Origin of the sequence: Acinetobacter brisouioides, assembly GCF_004331075.1 — a bacterium.
Taxonomy (GTDB): Bacteria; Pseudomonadota; Gammaproteobacteria; order Pseudomonadales; family Moraxellaceae; genus Acinetobacter.
In genome coordinates this window covers 571,445-589,331 of sequence record NZ_SJNX01000001.1, presented here as the reverse complement: position 1 = coordinate 589,331, position 17,887 = coordinate 571,445, and the positions used below count along the sequence as shown (strand labels likewise).

General features: G+C 40.5%; 20 protein-coding genes. 8 read left to right on the top strand and 12 right to left on the bottom strand.

Annotation, left to right across the window (positions count from 1 at the left end):
- Together E0H77_RS02815 and rimI are read left to right on the top strand one after the other, a co-directional pair.
- Positions 1-266 (top strand): EF-Tu C-terminal domain-related protein (locus E0H77_RS02815; protein WP_488174583.1); only part of this gene is annotated, 266 nt, incomplete at its 5' end.
- Between the two features lie 107 nt (positions 267-373).
- Positions 374-835, top strand: a complete 462-nt coding sequence (gene rimI / locus E0H77_RS02810) for a ribosomal protein S18-alanine N-acetyltransferase (protein ID WP_131312339.1) — start codon at positions 374-376, stop codon at positions 833-835.
- Here the strand turns inward: rimI and E0H77_RS02805 are convergent.
- From E0H77_RS02805 to trxB, 3 genes are all read right to left on the bottom strand, one after another.
- Positions 828-1,640 (bottom strand): arginyltransferase, encoded by an 813-nt coding sequence (locus E0H77_RS02805; protein ID WP_131374797.1) that lies wholly within the window; start codon positions 1,638-1,640, stop codon positions 828-830. The genes rimI and E0H77_RS02805 overlap by 8 nt on opposite strands.
- Positions 1,641-1,664: 24 nt before the next feature.
- Positions 1,665-2,405 (bottom strand): leucyl/phenylalanyl-tRNA--protein transferase, encoded by a 741-nt coding sequence (aat, locus tag E0H77_RS02800; RefSeq protein WP_131374827.1) that lies wholly within the window; start codon positions 2,403-2,405, stop codon positions 1,665-1,667.
- Positions 2,406-2,491: 86 nt separating this feature from the next.
- A complete protein-coding gene (gene trxB, locus E0H77_RS02795; protein WP_131374795.1) occupies positions 2,492-3,442 on the bottom strand; it encodes a thioredoxin-disulfide reductase in 951 nt (316 codons plus the stop codon).
- A 247-nt stretch (positions 3,443-3,689) separates the two neighbouring features.
- On the opposite strand from trxB, the gene E0H77_RS02790 reads away from it, so the two are divergent.
- Positions 3,690-6,599 carry a DNA translocase FtsK gene (locus E0H77_RS02790; protein ID WP_131374793.1) on the top strand — a complete coding sequence of 970 codons (2,910 nt, stop codon included), beginning with the start codon at positions 3,690-3,692 and terminating at the stop codon, positions 6,597-6,599.
- A 41-nt stretch (positions 6,600-6,640) separates the two neighbouring features.
- On the opposite strand, the gene ppk2 is transcribed toward E0H77_RS02790, so the two are convergent.
- Entirely contained in the window at positions 6,641-7,579 is a 939-nt protein-coding gene (gene ppk2 / locus E0H77_RS02785; protein ID WP_131312334.1) for a polyphosphate kinase 2, read from the bottom strand.
- Positions 7,580-7,728: 149 nt separating this feature from the next.
- Between ppk2 and E0H77_RS02780 the strand changes: the two genes are divergently transcribed.
- Positions 7,729-8,352 carry a LysE family transporter gene (locus tag E0H77_RS02780; RefSeq protein ID WP_131374791.1) on the top strand — a complete coding sequence of 208 codons (624 nt, stop codon included), beginning with the start codon at positions 7,729-7,731 and terminating at the stop codon, positions 8,350-8,352.
- 3 nt (positions 8,353-8,355) lie between these two features.
- Here the strand turns inward: E0H77_RS02780 and E0H77_RS02775 are convergent, their stop codons facing one another.
- A complete protein-coding gene (locus tag E0H77_RS02775; RefSeq protein WP_131374790.1) occupies positions 8,356-9,783 on the bottom strand; it encodes an aminotransferase-like domain-containing protein in 1,428 nt (475 codons plus the stop codon).
- 95 nt (positions 9,784-9,878) lie between these two features.
- Here E0H77_RS02775 and E0H77_RS02770 point away from each other — a divergent pair, with 95 nt between their 5' ends.
- Complete coding sequence (locus tag E0H77_RS02770) at positions 9,879-10,196, top strand: hypothetical protein (protein ID WP_131374788.1); 318 nt, start codon at positions 9,879-9,881, stop codon at positions 10,194-10,196.
- A gap of 35 nt (positions 10,197-10,231) precedes the next feature.
- On the opposite strand, the gene E0H77_RS02765 is transcribed toward E0H77_RS02770, so the two are convergent.
- From E0H77_RS02765 to yihG, 6 genes are all read right to left on the bottom strand, one after another.
- Positions 10,232-10,519: a PA4642 family protein gene (locus E0H77_RS02765; protein WP_131312330.1), complete on the bottom strand. Its 288-nt coding sequence runs from the start codon at positions 10,517-10,519 to the stop codon at positions 10,232-10,234.
- Positions 10,520-10,639: 120 nt separating this feature from the next.
- Positions 10,640-10,912, bottom strand: coding sequence for a cell division topological specificity factor MinE (gene minE, locus E0H77_RS02760; RefSeq protein WP_004750634.1), 273 nt, complete (start codon positions 10,910-10,912; stop codon positions 10,640-10,642).
- A gap of 2 nt (positions 10,913-10,914) precedes the next feature.
- A complete protein-coding gene (gene minD / locus E0H77_RS02755) occupies positions 10,915-11,727 on the bottom strand; it encodes a septum site-determining protein MinD (protein ID WP_004750636.1) in 813 nt (270 codons plus the stop codon).
- 72 nt (positions 11,728-11,799) lie between these two features.
- Complete coding sequence (minC, locus tag E0H77_RS02750; RefSeq protein ID WP_131374786.1) at positions 11,800-12,513, bottom strand: septum site-determining protein MinC; 714 nt, start codon at positions 12,511-12,513, stop codon at positions 11,800-11,802.
- Between the two features lie 152 nt (positions 12,514-12,665).
- Positions 12,666-13,706: a preprotein translocase subunit SecA gene (locus tag E0H77_RS02745; protein ID WP_131374784.1), complete on the bottom strand. Its 1,041-nt coding sequence runs from the start codon at positions 13,704-13,706 to the stop codon at positions 12,666-12,668.
- 16 nt (positions 13,707-13,722) lie between these two features.
- Positions 13,723-14,640 carry a 1-acylglycerol-3-phosphate O-acyltransferase, YihG family gene (gene yihG / locus E0H77_RS02740; RefSeq protein ID WP_131374782.1) on the bottom strand — a complete coding sequence of 306 codons (918 nt, stop codon included), beginning with the start codon at positions 14,638-14,640 and terminating at the stop codon, positions 13,723-13,725.
- Positions 14,641-14,878: 238 nt separating this feature from the next.
- Here yihG and E0H77_RS02735 point away from each other — a divergent pair, with 238 nt between their 5' ends.
- Entirely contained in the window at positions 14,879-15,556 is a 678-nt protein-coding gene (locus E0H77_RS02735; RefSeq protein ID WP_131374780.1) for a YiaD family glycine zipper/OmpA-like lipoprotein, read from the top strand.
- A gap of 62 nt (positions 15,557-15,618) precedes the next feature.
- Here E0H77_RS02735 and E0H77_RS02730 read toward each other — a convergent pair whose 3' ends face one another.
- On the bottom strand, positions 15,619-15,972 hold the full coding sequence (locus tag E0H77_RS02730; RefSeq protein ID WP_131374778.1) for a hypothetical protein: 354 nt from the start codon (positions 15,970-15,972) through the stop codon (positions 15,619-15,621).
- A 651-nt stretch (positions 15,973-16,623) separates the two neighbouring features.
- Between E0H77_RS02730 and ndhC the strand changes: the two genes are divergently transcribed.
- Both ndhC and E0H77_RS02720 read left to right on the top strand, forming a co-directional pair.
- Positions 16,624-17,160, top strand: coding sequence for an NADH-quinone oxidoreductase subunit A (gene ndhC, locus E0H77_RS02725; RefSeq protein ID WP_004901929.1), 537 nt, complete (start codon positions 16,624-16,626; stop codon positions 17,158-17,160).
- A 6-nt stretch (positions 17,161-17,166) separates the two neighbouring features.
- A complete protein-coding gene (locus E0H77_RS02720; protein WP_004750650.1) occupies positions 17,167-17,844 on the top strand; it encodes a NuoB/complex I 20 kDa subunit family protein in 678 nt (225 codons plus the stop codon).
- Positions 17,845-17,887: the final 43 nt, after the last annotated feature.

Here is a 17,887-nt window from a genome sequence, read left to right as displayed (position 1 = left end):
CAGAAGTATACGTACTTTCTAAAGACGAAGGTGGCCGTCATACTCCATTCCTAAACGGTTACCGTCCACAGTTCTACTTCCGTACAACTGACGTAACTGGTGCGATCTCTCTTAAAGAGGGTGTTGAAATGGTTATGCCTGGTGACAACGTAGAAATGTCAGTAGAATTGATCCACCCGATTGCAATGGACCCAGGTCTACGTTTTGCGATCCGTGAAGGTGGTCGTACTGTAGGTGCTGGTGTTGTTGCGAAAGTAATTGCATAATCACTGAAAAGTAAAAAAAACGCTCCTCTGGAGCGTTTTTTTTGTGCCTGTTTGAAGCAGGTTCAGTATAATTCTGAAATATTACCCTTGATTAATGTCAATTAAAGATGATTCGTTTCATGCAGCCTGTAGATATTGCACAGGTTTACCAAATTGAAAAGCAAGTCCAAACCCATCCATGGTCAGAAAAGCAGTTTCAGGAAGCACTTGAAAACTATCAATCTACTGTGATTGAGCTGCAAGGTAAGGTTGTCGGTTTTTGTATTTTACAACCTGTACTGGATGAAGCAAATTTGTTATTGATGGCAATTGATCCGAAGATGCAAGGGCAGGGTTTAGGGTTCGAGTTATTGAGCTATTCAATTGAGCAATTGAACAATCACCCTGTACAAATTTTTCTTGAAGTGCGTGAAAGTAATGTTGCAGCAATCAAACTGTATGAAAAATCAGGTTTTCATCAGATTGATCTACGCAAAAATTATTATCCGCTTGCTGGTGGTGGGCGTGAACATGCGATCATCATGGTGAAAAGCTGCACTGATGATTTCGCAAAGTTATTTTCTATTTAATGATCCGATTCCATTCTGAAGATAGTGTCGTCATTAAGGATGTGCCTAAACTCTGAATCTCCTGATCGTTGAGCTGTCTATTTAAACGTCGCCATTGCCCATCAATCAGGACTTCAAAAGGAATGTACTGGGATTTGTAATTCATTTTTTTAGAGTGAGGAACCCAATAGCCTAAATAAACATAATCTAGCCCTAATACTTTGGCATATTCAATCTGTTTTAAAATCGCAAATACCCCAAGAGATCGGCGATGCTCTTCAGGTTCGAAAAATGTATAAACTGCTGATATGCCATCATCAAGCATATCGCATGTTGAAACGCACATCAGTTGCTGGTCTTGCCAAAGCTCCAAAAAAAAGCTATCAGTACAACTGTGCATCAAAAATTTATCGAATTGATCAATACTCGCTGGAAACATGTCGCCATCGTGGTGGCGTAAGTTAATGTAGCGCTCATACAGATCGTAATGAATGGATGTTGCATTTTCAGTGCGTACAATGCGTAAGTCTAAATCTTGATTGTGCTTCCATGACTTTTTTTGGGCACTATTCATGACAAAATCATTCACAGGAATGCGACAAGATAAACATTGCCGACATAAATGACATTCGGGACGATAGACAAAATCCCCGCTACGCCGAAAACCTGAACGTGATAGTTCTGACAGTGTTACTACATCAATACGCTGCGCCGGATCTAAAAATACCATGCGTGCCGATTTATGATCCAAATAACTACAGTCATGTGGCGGTGTAATATAATATTGCAGTTCATTTAAAGGTGACTTTGGATGGTACGAATTCATATCAGGCGTCCCTCCTGAACATAGCTATTTCTTTAATAATTGTTGATTTACAGCAACCTCTTTAGATGAAAATACACTGTCTTGATAACTTTTCCAATCGATATTCGACTGTTTTGTAACATGTTGTAATGAGTTTAGGTAGTCTCGGCGAGACAGTGTGCTCGCGCCCAAGCTGATCAAGTGATCATTGACCAATTGGCAGTCAATCCATGGCAGGTTTTGTTCGCGCCCGATTAGCATCAGCACAAAAAAAGCCATTTTTGAAACATCAGTCGCTTGGCTAAACATGGATTCACCAAAACAGCCATGCCCAATATGTACGCCATATAAACCGCCGACCAATTGTTGTTCAGCCGTCCATACTTCAATGCTATAGCCATAACCTGCATCAAACATTTCACAGTAACCCTGAATAATATCCTCACTAATCCATGTTTCATTGGCATATTGGCGAGGTAAGGAGCAACGTCGAATCACTTGTTCAAAGGCATGATTGATCGTGATCTTATAATCGTGCTTTTTCATATTACGCAATAAGGACTTACTCGGATGATAGTCTTCTGGTCGAATAATGCAGCGGGGTTCAGGACTCCACCAGCAAATTGGATCATTTTCATTAAACCAGGGAAATAATCCATGACTATAAGCTTCATATAGTGTTGATGGGCTTAGGTCAGCCCCAATACAAATCAAGCCATGACCATCGGGGTCTTGTTCGCAAGGGCTCGGGAAAATGTATTTTGAAGCTGGAAGTTGTTGTTGCATATTGTATTCGTGAATTTCAAAGGTGCTTAAAAACATTGACATAAAAAAAGCCGTATGACTACGGCTTTTTAATTGACAACTTAATGTTAAGCTAAGTTATCGAGATATTTTTCAGCATCCAGCGCTGCCATACAGCCTGAACCCGCTGAGGTAATCGCTTGGCGATAGACGCTATCGGCAACGTCACCCGCAGCAAATACGCCTTCAACTGAAGTTGCCGTTGCATTGCCTGCTGTACCGCTTTGTACTTGAATATAGCCGTTACGAAGCCGTAACTGACCTTCAAACATGGTGGTATTAGGTTTGTGACCAATTGCAATAAACAAACCTTGGATATCGATTTGCTGCGTTGAATCATCTTGGGTGGATTTTAAGCGCACGCCTGTGACGCCCGTTTTGTCACCCAAAACTTCATCAATTTGATGATTCCACACAATTGAAATTTTGCCTTCTTTTACTTTTTCAAAAAGATGATCTTGCAAGATTTTTTCTGAACGTACGCTGTCACGGCGGTGTACGAGCGTTACATGTGCTGCAATATTGGACAGGTAAAGTGCTTCTTCAACCGCTGTGTTACCGCCACCAACGACCATGACATGTTGATTTTTATAGAAAAAACCATCGCAAGTAGCACAAGCACTTACACCTTGACCCATAAATTTTTGTTCAGATTCAAGACCTAAATATTGTGCTGTTGCACCTGTTGCTAAAATTAAAGCATCACAGGTGTATTCTTCCATATCGCCTTTAAGGACAAATGGGCGAACATTTAAGTTCACTTCATTGATATGGTCATACACAATTTCCGTACCGAAACGCTCAGCATGTGCTTGCATCCGTTCCATCAATATAGGGCCTGTCAGACCTTCTGGGTCACCTGGCCAGTTATCAACTTCTGTGGTTGTCGTAAGTTGTCCACCAAGCTGTAAGCCTGCAATCAAGGTCGGTTTTAAGTTTGCGCGTGCTGCGTACACCGCAGCACTATAGCCAGCAGGGCCAGAACCTAAAATAATTAATCGCGAATGGCGAGCTGTCATTGCAGATTTCCTTTTATAATTAAAAACTGAAAAAATTATACGTTAAAGTACAGTTATTGTGTGTTCGATCAATGTCGATAATATTGATCATCTAAATCGATTTGAGCTATATAGAAGACTACAAACATGCTGTATTACGTTGCATCTTTTTTTGCTAAACAAGTGCATAATATAGATATTTATGAATTGAAAAAAAGTTTATTGCTGATTTTCAACTGGCTATGATTTTTCTGATACAGGACAGTATATGACCGCGGTGTCGAGTGCTTATGCACAGCGCTTACTCATTACATTATTTTTGGTCTCATTTGGGATTTATCTGTTTTTAGCGACAGTCACATACACACCATTTGATCCAGGCTGGATGCATATCTCAAGCGACACCCAACAAGTATCAAATGCCAGTGGGGTAGCAGGGGCGTGGATTGCTGATTTACTCTTTGGCTTTTTGGGCTGGGCAAGCTTATTGTTGCCTGTCTTCCTGTTTATGGAAGCCATACAGGTATGGTGGCCACATAGCTTTTTAAATCGCCCTTTTCGCTATGCCGCCCAGTTTTTCCTGATGCTGACCACAGCTAGTTTGCTGTATCTGTTTTGGCAAGTTCCAAGCGATGCACTGGATAATGCTTCGGGCGGAATTATTGGCTATGAACTAGGATCGAGCCTATCAGAATTGCTGACCCTTTATGGGGCCAGTGCTTTTCTCATTGTTCTATGCAGTATGCTGTTTACTTTTGCTTTTGGCGTTCGTTGGAATCGAACATGGGCGACATTGAAAGCAACACCGAAATATCTGGAAGACCTGTTTTATCGTAATGTACCTGAAAGTGAAGCAGATTATGATTTAACCACCAATCCGCCACAGCCAACGATTAAAAAAACCACAGTTGCACAGGCACCTTCGGCAGAGCAGAAAATAGAAGCACAGCCAATGATGACAGCCCAACATCTGACAGCAGATACTGTTGCAGAGCGTTTGTTAGATGATTTGGCAGGTAAAGATCAACAAGTAGAAAAATCAAATACCCCTGTGCTGAATGACAGTGAGTTTGAAAAAACATTGCAAAAGGCACATCAGTTGACCAAACAGCAAGATCGTATTGTTCCAACAGGTGAAGTTTGGCGTGCTCTGGAACTGGATAAGAATGAGCAACAGCAGCAAGAAATAGATGCGTTGCTGCAAGCTGCAGAAGAAACTCATGTTGATACACCGCAGCATGTTCAGCAGGAAATTTCACACGCTAGTAGGTCAGTTGACTTACATGAAAAAGTGGATTGGAAAGATGATCTGGCATTTGATGATCTCGTTAAAACCAGCAGTCTAGCCAATGATGTGGTAGAAACGCCTGCATCAGTTGATACCACAGTACAGCATTTACTTAAGCATGATGAGATTGCCGATATTGAAAAGCTTTTAGCAATGGATACAGATATCTCTGTACAACCACCACGTCGGGCAGAAAGCTACGCACAGTCATCGGCATTTGTAAAAGCTGAAATTAAAACTACACTTGAAACACAGCCTAGTTTATCAAAAGAACAGTTTATTGAGGCATGGAATGAAACAGCAGGCAAGCCTCAGCCTGAAGATGACTTTGATTTTGATGCACCTTTAACTGATGCAGCTGGTCGTCCATTATCGCGCGCCATGCAAGTGGCTCAAAAGCGCCGTGATTTATCGCCTTTACCAAGTGAAGACTTACTTGATCGGGTTGATCCAAATAAAAAAATTAATTTTACGGCTGAGCAACTGGAACGTTTGTCCGAACTTTTGGAAATTAAATTACAAGAGTTTAATGTTAAAGCTAAAGTGATCGAAGCACAGCCAGGCCCTGTAGTCACTCGATTCGAGCTAGATTTGGCACCTGGTGTCAAAGCCTCTAAAGTCACCAATATTTCACGGGATTTGGCACGTTCTATGTCAATGGCTTCGGTTCGTGTGGTTGAGGTGATTCCAGGTAAACCTTATATTGGGATCGAGGTTCCAAATAGCGCACGAGAAATGGTGCGTTTAATTGAGCTTTTGGAAACACCTGCTTATCGTGATCCAAATAACTTGATTAGTATGGCAATGGGTAAAGATATTTCAGGGAACCCTGTTTTGACCGACCTTGCCAAAGCACCGCATATGTTGGTTGCAGGTACAACAGGTTCAGGTAAATCAGTCGCGGTCAATTCAATGATTTTGTCGATGTTACTGAAATATAAACCTGAGCAGTTACGCTTTATATTGATCGACCCTAAGCAGTTAGAACTGGCGAATTATAATGATATTCCGCATTTATTGACGCCTGTAGTGACCGATATGAAAGATGCGGTCAGTGCCTTGAATTGGTGTGTCAACGAAATGGAACGTCGTTATAAACTGATGTCATTCCTTAAAATTCGTAAAATTACCGATTATAACCGTAAGGTTGAAGAGGCTTTGGAGCGCGGGGAAGACCTGATTGATCCAACTTGGAAACCAAGTGATTCAGCAACACAAGAGCGCGCACCACGTTTGCAGCCTTTGCCTATGATTGTGATTGTGGCAGATGAATTTGCAGACATGATTATGCAAGTGGGTAAAAAAGCGGAGGAAATGATTACTCGTCTGGCGCAAAAATCGCGTGCTGCGGGCATTCACTTATTATTGGCAACACAGCGCCCATCTGTAGATGTCATTACAGGTTTGATTAAGGCGAACATCCCAACCCGTGTTGCATTACGCGTGAACTCTAAAATTGACTCACGTACCATCTTAGATGCAGGCGGTGCAGAAGACTTGCTAGGTCACGGTGATATGCTGTTTCTTGGGCCAGGTAAAATTGAACCTGAACGTGTGCATGGTGCATTTATTAGCGATGATGAAGTTAACCGAATTTGTGACGCATGGCGTGAGCGTGCTTCACCCAATTATGTTGATGAAATCTTGACGCCATACGATGAAGAATCAACGAGTCGTGGTTTTGAAGAAGGCGATGCGAGTCCTGACCGTGATGTACTGTATGATCAGGCAGTAGCGTTTGTATTGGAAACGCGTAAGGCATCGACTTCATCTTTACAGCGTAAATTTAGTCTGGGCTATAATCGTGCGGCTAGACTGATTGATACCATGGAAGAAAATGGGATTGTCAGCTCAATGGGTGCAAATGGTAAACGAGATATTCTCGTTTAGATTCAAAAAAACCTAACCATCGTGGTTAGGTTTTTTTTCGATTATTCATCAGAAGCACTTAAAATGTGCTCTTGAAATTGAGGATTTGGAACAAGCACAATTTGTTCATCCACTTTACGGGTTAGTTTCTGATTTTTATCGGGATAATCCAGTTTAGATAAAAAGTAGCGAATACAATTTAAACGTGCGCGTTTTTTATCGTCAGATTTGATGATCGTCCATGGTGCATCGCCTGTATGTGTATGAAAAAACATATGGTTTTTGGCTTGAGTATAATCATTCCAACGATCTAAAGACTGGATGTCGATTGGAGAAAGTTTCCAGTGTTTCAGTGGATCATCGCGGCGTGAAATAAAGCGGCGTAACTGTTCTTCACGACTAACAGAAAACCAGAATTTAAACAGATGAATGCCACTGTTAACAAGCATACGTTCAAGTTCAGGCGTTTGGCGCATGAATTGTAAATACTCTTGTGGTTCACAAAAACCCATGACTCGTTCCACCCCTGCACGGTTGTACCAAGAGCGGTCAAAAAATACCATTTCACCTTTGCTCGGAAAATGCTCGATATAGCGTTGAAAATACCATTGACCACTTTCGGTTGGGGTCGGTTTCTCTAAGGCAACCACACGTGCTCCGCGTGGATTTAAATGTTCCATAAAGCGCTTGATAGTGCCGCCTTTGCCTGCGGCATCTCGACCTTCAAACAAACAAACAATACGTTGCCCTGTATCTTTGACCCAAGACTGAACTTTGAGTAGTTCAATCTGTAGCAATTTTTTCTCTGCTTCATAGGCTTTGCGGGAGAGTCGAGTTCGATATGGGTAACTTGTTGGCAACTCAGCTGAGCTGGAATCTTCAGCAGTTACCTTACCCTGATAGTCCAAAACTGTTTTAGAAAAAACAGGTAAATCTTTAATTAATTCCTGCTCAGTCGTGGAGACGTCTTCGCTTGGTTGTAGTTGATGGGGTGAACTCATATTTCTCTAAACTCAATTTTTGTTTGTTGTCGTAAAACACGATATTGTACTCAGTGTAGCATCAATGGCATTGGCACACACTGCATTTAAATATTACGCAACGCAGTGTAATATTCATGTTTTGCTTATTTAATGGATTGGAGATTTGCATGTTTTCTGCCTTTGCAATGCTGATATTTATTCACTTTTGTGCGTTGATTACACCTGGGCCAGATTTCTTTTTGGTATCACAAACAGCAATCAGTCGTTCTCATAAAGAAGCGATGGCTGTTGTTGCAGGTATTACGGTCGGTGTTATGTTCTGGTCGTTATTGGCATTAATGGGTTTAAACCTACTGTTTGAAAAAATGGCGTGGCTGAAGCACGTTTTGCTGGTTTGTGGCGGGCTATATCTATGTTGGTTGGGCGTGCAAATGTTACGTTCAGCATTTTCTAAACAACAGACAACGATCATTTCCCCAAGCGTGCAAGTATCTAAAAGCATGTTTAGCTGCTTTATGAAAGGCATGCTAACCAATTTGTCGAACCCGAAAGCAGTGATTTATTTTGGCAGTGTCTTTTCATTATTTTTGACTAACCCCGCATTAGAGCATTTACATGCTGTCCTGTTTTTGGTGATTAGTGTAGAAACTGCAATTTGGTTCTTGTTTGTCACCTTTGTATTTTCATTGCCAGCTTGCAAGGCAGCTTACCAGCGTTCGGTAAAATGGATTGATGGTATTTCGGGCGGTATTTTTACGCTATTTGGTGCTTTTCTGATAACCAATAAGTAATTCTTAGCCATCCTCAGTTTGCTGCCTGATCCATGTTGCAAGCTGTTGTAAGGCTGTCTGAATAGGGGCTGTCAAAGGATGACCTGCATTAATCCGAATGTAGTCATGATATTTATTGTCTTCCCCAAAAATACTACCAGGCACAATACTGATACTTTGGCTTAAGGCAAATTGATAGAGTGCAAAAGCGCTTAAATCTTTGGGAAGTTTCATCCAGAGAGCATAACCGCCTTGCGGCATATTTAGCGATAACATCTGTGGAGTAAAAAGTTGTTGTAAATATATTAGATACTGTTGTACCTGTTCCCATAGACATGGACGTAACTGATTAAGATGCCGACGATAACCGCCACTAAAAATAAAATCAGCTAAGCCAAGTTGTAGTGGTGTATTCACAATAATGTTGTGTGCTAGTAGCTTGGGCTTTAAATGTTGCAAGGTTTTGGGCAGGCATAACCAGCCAATCCGATATGCACTGGATAAAATTTTCGACACCGAACTCACCCAAATGACATAACCTGCTTGATCCCAATGTTTAATAGGCAACGGGCGCTGCAGATCATATCCGCATTCACCATAAATATCATCTTCAATGATGAAACACTGATATTTGGCAGCCAGTGCTGCAATCTGTGCTTTTTCCTGATGTGTCAGGCAGTAACCTAGAGGATTCTGATAATTGGCAGTCAATAGGCAGGCTTTGGCTTGACCCGTTTGTAAAACCTGCTCGAGGCGTTGTAAATCAATACCTTGAGTATGAGATGGAATTTCGATGACTTTGCGGTTTAAGCTCGCAAGTAACAGTAATTGCCCGTTAAATGTTGGCGTTGGCAAGATAATACTGTCACCAATCTCAGTTACTGACTGAATAATCAGCATTAAAGCAGCCATACAGCCATTGGTGATAAAAATATCATCGTAAGCCGCATGAATGGCATCTTCCGCCCAGTGTTGTAGCAGTGCTTTACGTAAACGTGAGTGTCCTTGCCGATCACAATATAAAAAATCTTCGGGATGACTGTGTTTGAGACTTCTTTGAATTGAACGTCGTAAGCCTTCAATTGGAATGAGTGGGCTACCTAGTTGAATTGCACCAAGGTGAATCATTTGTGCTTGACTAGATGCTTCCTGAATCTGGTTATGCAGATCAAAACTGGAAATTTCTCGGCTGACTGAAGGGAAGTCAATATAGTCATGTTGCTGGGTACTTACAGTTATTTTAGGTGCTTGTACAAAAAAACCAGACTTGGGTTTGACATAGACATGTCCCTGCGCTTCTAGTAGTTCATAGCAGGCTTGAGCAGTTGTCAGACTGATATTTTGTTGTTTGGCAAAGTTGCGTAGCGAGGGCAACTTGCAATGGGGGTTAAGTTCACCCGTCAGAATTTTATGTCGAAGCTGACTGGCAATATCCTGATAACGAAACTGCATATCTGTACTGCTTTTTTAGAAAAAAGTGTATCTGTATACCTTAACAGAATCTTCCTATGATTGAGCAATACTTGGTTGGTCATGGGGAAGAATTTATGAAAAATCTAATTGTAGCTTTGATATGTTTAAGCTTGTTTGGTTGTACTCAATTTAAGCAGGAAAATTTTGCGACCTGTCAAAGGTTGGCAGAGGGTTATCTGAATACTCAGGCTGTAGAAGCTTATCATCTAGTGACGACTCAGCAGGGAAAGCAGGGTATACGGTTATATTATCGATTGCAGCAAAGCTATAAGATTGCTCAGACGGAACCTAAAACCTTTGAATGTATTGAAAAACCACAAGGGACATGGCTGCAATTACTGCAAAATGGTGAGGCAAGTACATTGCTGGTTTTACCTCGTTCAATAAAATAGCCTGCACAAGGCAGGCTAGATTTTTCGTTTAGCAGTTAGGCAAATTTTGCCAAAACGCTAAGAAACTCAGTCGAATGACGAGGGAACTGGGCAATCACGTCGTGAATACGCTGACCTTGAGAGTTGGTTGCATTGATATTGCGACCATCAGCAGTAAATTGAGTCAGTAGACGCTCGAAATCATGTGGCCGCATGTGTTTATAGGCATTATAAAGTACATGAAAGTCTGCACTGTTTCCTTCAGGAGGTAAATGATTCAAGTAGGCAAACACACGCTCATCTGACCATTCTTCATTGAAAGTTGCTGGCTGTGATAATGCCATAGCTCACTCCTCGACATTGAAAATAAAAGGCAAAATATGGGACTGGACAAAAGCTTTAGTTTGCTTGTCCAGCCCCGTATTTTGCCTTGAATTATTATATTTAGCTAATCAGAATTGAAATTAATGATCTTCAGGTAAATTGATATTCATCTCAAGCATTTCAATGTTGGCTTCTGAACGTACTTGCATTTGGATATGCTGTTCATCGACACCACGAACATAGCGGCTAACCACTTGCATAATCTCTTTTTTCATCTGATCAATTTTGTCTTGGCTCAAACGACGACCTAAACCTTGTTCAGAAGCAACAATAACCTTTAAACGGTCTTTTGCCATCTGTGCACTTGGGGTTTTATCGTCACTACCAAATAATTTGCTCCAAAATCCTGCCATGATTATGCTCCAAACAAACGTGCCAGCCAGCCTTTAGGTTTTACCGTAATATGACGATACGGACGATCTTCTCCAAGAAAGCGGGCAACTAAATCATCATAAGCTTGCCCAGCATACGATTCTGTATACAAAATGACAGGTTTACCTTCGTTGGACGCTTGTAATACGCTTGGGCATTCAGGAATTACGCCTAGCGTTGGAATACGCAAAATATCTTTAGAAATATCATCAATCGTCAGCATTTCCTGACGATCAGCGCGTTCAGGGTTAAAGCGAGTAATACATAAGTGTTTACGGATACGACCTTCGTTGTGCTCAACTTTTTTAGTTTTGCTATCGAGCATGCCAATAATACGGTCAGAGTCGCGTACTGATGAAATTTCTGGGTTAGTGACAATAATGGCTTCATCGGCATGATACATTGCCAAAATCGCACCACGTTCAATACCTGCAGGGGAGTCACAGACAATATAGTCAAACTCCTGAGCAAGTTCATTCATCACGCGCTCAACGCCATCATCGGTAAGAGCATCTTTGTCACGAGTCTGTGATGCAGGTAAAATATAAAGGTTTTCAATGTCTTTATCGCGAATTAATGCTTGTTGTAGACGAGCTTCATGATTGATGACATTAACAAAGTCATAAACAACACGGCGTTCACAGCCCATAATAAGGTCTAAGTTACGTAAACCGACATCAAAATCGATGACTACAGTTTTGTGACCACGTAAGGCTAAGCCTGTTGCAAATGATGCGCTTGTTGTAGTTTTACCTACACCACCTTTGCCTGATGTTACGACAACAATTTTGGCCACCGAATCCACTCCTGTTATGGTCATTTGCAATTAAAATAAAATGTTCAATAATTAAGTAAGACGAATCATACCTTAGATTTCTAGCGCTTCGAACTCAAGTTCATGCTCATCATTTAAATAAATGTGTACCGCTTTTTTCGCAACATGTGCAGGAATGTCGTCTGCGACACAATAAGTTCCCGCAATAGAGACCAATTCGGCATTTAAGCACTGACAAAAAATACGTGCTGTTGAATCACCGCTGGCACCGGCAATGACGCGCCCTTGTGTTGTACCATAAATATAAATATTGCCAGAAGCAATCACTTCTGAACCACTATTCATACTGGCATTTAAGATCACATCGCCATGCTCTTGGATTAAGCACTGACCCGTACGCAACATTTCATTATGATATGAAGTCACATGGTTTACAGCGTTTGATTTTTGTTTACTGTCGTCGCTATTTTGATCTTTATCATCCTTTTGTTCAATCACTTGTTCGTGCGTTGGCTTGATTCTTTGTAAAGGACGATCTGCAGGAAGAACAGGGAACTGGATACTACGCGCTTCATCACCAAGTAACCCATCAATAACGGCCATTGGTTGTAAATCGAGGCTAATCAGTATTTGAATTAATTCGATTAGCTCTTGTTCGACTGTACTGTCTAAAATGACCGCTGCACCGTGAGAACCAGTGTCTTCGAGCATTTGGGTAAGTTGTTGGCGAATAGCATCATGATCATTTGTATCGAAGGTTAATCGGGTAAAATTAACCATTCTTCCGGTAATGCGTATATCAGCCATGATATTTCCTTAGAGGCTTTTGACCAAATAAGTAATAAGTCAAAGTATGTTGTAAATAGCTCAAATCCTAGATCAATTTGCTGTAATTCTCTAGCACCAGCAACAAAAAATCATGAATATTTGTCGGGAAAAATCTGGCATGTTCATATTTGTTATTTATTTTGATCGGCAGCGATCAAGATATTTTGCCATTGCTTGATTTTGACCTGTTTGCGAATTGCAGCCAAACTTTCATAAACAGCAGATTCAACCAATTGCTCAAGTTGTGCGTTATTTAGATCAATCTCACTAATTTTATCTGCAATTTGCTGATATGGGGTATTGGGCGTATGGCTTTGAGGTTGTGCCCAGGGTTCAATCAGCCCTTGGGTAATATTTTCACCCAAACGTTTGCCTATACTTTGAATCTGTTCTTCTAAACGACTACCAATGATCGGAAATAAGCGTAATAACTGGTGCAGTTCTGGTGTATCTATTACAGCTTTTTCAACAACTTTCCCAACATGCTGTGCTAAATCTTGTTGTTGGCGTTGCAGTTCTGTTGCAATATTTTCTCGCAGCAGATCAGCCACCGTTTTTGCAAACATTTCGCGGTGACTGTTCACCAGCTCATGAATAATTTTCTTGTGCGTAGAACTGGTGTCAAGTTCATAACGAATACCGTCAATCACCGTAATCACAACCCGATCCGACAATTCTTCCATAACCACTTGATAATAAAATTTTGCAGTCTTAAGCCATGCTTCAGGAATAACTTCATAGCCCAATTCATGCAAACGATAGGCGATAATCCCTACGCGAAACAAACGCAAAAAGCGTAACATGGGAATAATGGCAAGAACTTCATACCAATGAATAAATGGAAAGAAAAACCAGCGTTGATGATGCCGTTGCGTAATTGCCAGAACCCAGCGTATTGTGAATTCAGACACAAGAAAGCAAATAAACCAGCCTTCTGTTTTATTGACCCAAGGATGTAATGCACTTTTATAAAAATTCAGTAGATGAGTAATATGCAAATGTTCAGTGAACCAATTGGCAAAGTTACTCATCAAGATTGCATTTGTGCCAAGGCAAAATAAATTAAAGACGATAATAAACATCATGAAGATGTCATAACCCAAATAAATTTTCCACTGCAAAGAGTTGTGGTTAATCGCTTGGAAGCTCGGAACTTTTTTTGAATTTTGCATGATGCATCGTCTTTATTTAAGCGGAATACTTGGCTTTAATGTCACTAATTAACTGATCTTTTTCTTTCCAGATTTGTGCTAGCCACTTGTGGAATTTGGATCTATATTCGCGATCATCTTCATAGCTGCCAGCTAAAACCCATGCTGGAATCTCAATTTTACGTAAATGTATGGCAATACGAGGCACTTCACCAAGCCAAAAATCACTATAATCTGGAATACCATCAGGATAGACAATCGTCATATCCACCAAGGCATCAACCTGATTTCCCAAAATATTCAGCGCTAATGCTAGACCACCAGCTTTAGGCTTGAGTAAATTTTGATAAGGTGATTTTTGCTGAGCATGTTTTTCAGGCGTAAAACGTGTACCTTCGACATAATTGAGCAACGTGAAAGGTTGACTGAGCAGTTGTTCACAAGATTTACGCGCTTCTAAAATATCACGATGTTTTAGCTCTGGGTTTTTAGCAATTTCAGATTTGCTATGACGTTTCATCATAGGGAAACCCAAAATTTTAAATGCTTGTCCCACAAAAGGAATAAAAATCAGTTCCCATTTGGTGAAAAACCGCGTTAATGGCATACGGGTTAAACCGAAATACTGATTAACTGTCGTATCGACCCAACTTTGATGATTACAGAGCATCAGGTAACGCCCTTGTAAGTTCAAGTCGAGATCCTCATCGATATGAATATCCCACTCAGTATTTGGCAAAACATGATCAATCAGCCAGTTGTTTACACTTAGCCAGCTATTGGTGATCTGGATATTGGTCTCATCCACCTTGCGTGATTGTTTAAAGAGTTTGGTGAGCCCCAAGGCTAAAACAGGAGGTCCATGTAAAAATGTGCTGCCTGTAATCACAGAGCCGACAGTCATGCCGCGTGTAATTTTTTTGAATAAACTTTGTTTGGCTCGATGAGATGTCATAAAAATTCCTAGCCTAAATCTCGCTTAGTAAAGATAACGATCGACCTAGAGAGAGTCAAAATAAATCTTTCAAATTGTATCTAGTCTGTAGCAAATAAGGAGAGCTTATGCGTAAACTAGTTTGAATACTGTTGTTTTGTTAAAAAACCCTCGTTTTTTAACAAAAAATTAGTATTTTACGAAAGTATATTCTTTCATAATTTTTTACATGTAAATAAACACAACAAGGAGGCATGCGATGCGTGCATTGGTTATTTCTACAGTCATCGGGGCTTTGGCATTGTCAGGTTGTCAAAGTATGAACACTGGTACGAATTCTGGTGCTACTGGTAGTAGCGGTGGCTTCCGTGATTATCAAAAAACTGCGATTGGTGCAGGTTTAGGTGCAATTGCAGGTTATGGCTTATCACGAGCTGGTGCGAATTCAAGTGCACAAAATAACCGTGCTGCTGCGATTGGCGCCATTCTTGGTGCTGCAGGTGGTTTGTATCTTGATAAAAAAGAGCAAAAACTTCGCCAGCAAATGGCAGGTACAGGGGTTGAAGTAAACCGTAATCCAGATGGTTCTGTTGGTTTGGTGATGCCAGGTAACATCACTTTTGATACCAATTCATATAATATCAAACCAAACTTCTATTCAACTCTAAATAAAGTTTCACAAACTTTGACTGAAGATAACAAGAGTGCGATTTTAGTCACAGGTTATACTGACAACACTGGTAATGACTCAATTAATATTCCATTGTCTAAAAATCGTGCTAATGCGGTCGCTCAATATTTGATTAGTCAAGGCGTTCCATCAAGTCGTGTGAATTCAGAAGGACATGGTGCATCTAACCCGATCGCATCAAACAGTACAGCGGGTGGTCGTGAACAAAACCGTCGTGTTGAAATTAGTATTTACGAAGTAAAATAATTTAGTATTTTGCATGTCGTCAAAAAAAACCACCCTAGGGTGGTTTTTTTATATTGGATGATTTATTCATATAATGTGGCATCAGGCGTGATCAGCGCTTTACCTTGTAGCAGTTCGGAAATTGCCTGTGCATTTAGGTCAAGAATTAAGTTTAATTGCTCATGATCAATCTGATAAAACTCAATGAGTTTTTGATCGCCAGATAAAGTTTCGACTTTATATTCATTGGCGATATTGAGTATGCCTTCCAAATTGATACTGGTTGCTGCAGGATCATTCTGAAACAAATGGTGTAATTGATCAAAAGGGATTTTGAGCTGGGTGCTTGGATGAATCGGTAGGTGATTTTCAATAAAGCGTGCGAGTAATTGTGCAAATAGGAAGTAATTCGGTTTATGTGATATATCTAAGCTCATTGTTGAATCCTTGTAGTTGATTTAATTGATATTTCTGTGTATTTTTATTTGTATAGCATAGTTTTCTAAATTTGTGTTGTAACCGTAAGCTTTCTCATACAATTTTTGTAGAAAATGTCTAGAGCCTATTTTTAGAATGGTGCGTCATCATAAATTTTTTATAAATGTTGCGTGGTGCGTTAAGATTAAAACCTGTTGAATGATGATTTTTCCAGAGAAAATGTATAAAAACAATTTAAAGAATTTGTTGCAAGATATAACGAATTAAATGGTAAATCATGACTCTATAATAGAGAATTATTCTTGTTTTCTATAAAGTTTAGTAAAAAATTTGGAGTATTTTGCTAAAGAAAAAAGCTAATTTTTTGCAAAAAATGACATGAAAAATACAATAATTGAAAAAAAAGTGACTTTTTATAAAAGTAATAGTATTAATCGATAAGTATGGATTACCACAGTTTTAGCCGTTTTTTTGCGTAAAAACCATACAGAGTATTATGCCAAAGGCTAGAGATAACCAGCGAGATTAGCCTAGCAACGTAAATCATAAATCAGGTACAATTGAAGTGTTTAATTTTGTGTTTGGTGTATTTTTAGGCCAATACATACATCCTTTTTGTTAAAATTAGGCCTGCCAGGAGTTATCCCCGCATGAGTGCCATTACTCCATACGATTGGGCAACAATTGCCTTCGTGATCGGCGTTACATTCCTTTGCGTCTTTATGCTTACAGTTCCGTTGCTCCTAGGAGGTAAGTCATGGGGTCGTTCAAAACAAGAGCAGTTTGAGTCAGGTATTGTTGGTGCTGGTGGTGCCCGCATTCGCCTGTCTGCAAAATTTTATCTTGTCGCTATCTTCTTTGTCATTTTTGATATCGAAGCACTTTATCTTTATGCATGGTCTGGTGCTGTGCGTGAAGTAGGCTGGTTGGGTTTTTCAACGGCAACCATCTTTATTATCGATTTGTTGATTGGTCTGGTTTATGCGCTTTCTGTAGGTGCGTTGAACTGGTCGCCATTTGACCGTCGTAAAGCGGCAGGCATATTACCAAAAATTGGCTCTCCAAATATGGATATCGCAGAGATCACACGCTTTAATTCAATCGATGAGTTGGTTAAAGACCCTACGGGTCATGTTCCAGCTCAATCTCGAGTCAAAAAGACCACAGCAACTTCTGACAAGGAGTAATACGGGATGAAATATACCTTAACCCGTGCCAATCCACAGGCTGACCAGTATCCCCTTCAAGAGCGTCAAATTGTTACAGATCCTCTTCAGGAAGAAGTCAATAAAAACGTATTTATGACGCGTTTGGAAGACGTGATGCACAATGTGGTCAACTGGGGGCGTAAAAACTCTGTTTGGCCATTTAACTTTGGTACATCTTGCTGCTACGTTGAGTATGCGACCACCTTGACAGGTGTGCATGACTTGTCACGTTTCGGTGCCGAAGTTATTCGTGCTTCACCACGTCAGGCTGATTTGATGATTGTGGCTGGGACTTGCTTTGTGAAAATGGCGCCTGTTATTCAACGTTTGTATGAACAAATGCTTGAACCTAAATGGGTGATTTCTATGGGTGCCTGTGCCAATTCTGGCGGTATGTATGATATTTACTCGGTTGTGCAAGGCGTCGATAAAATCATCCCTGTAGATGTTTATATTCCAGGTTGCCCACCACGCCCAGAAGCATTAATCCAAGCATTAATGCTGTTGCAAGATCAAATTCAGCTAGAGCGCCGTCCGTTATCTGCGGTGATTGGTGATGATCTTAAGCCTGTATATAAGCCGAAGATGATGCCAGAACGTGATCGCAAAAACGCAGAACGTATTGCAGTGAAAAACTTACGCTCTATGGATGAGATTAAATAATTTTAGCGATGGACTGTTCGTCACCCACTTATGGGTGATTTGT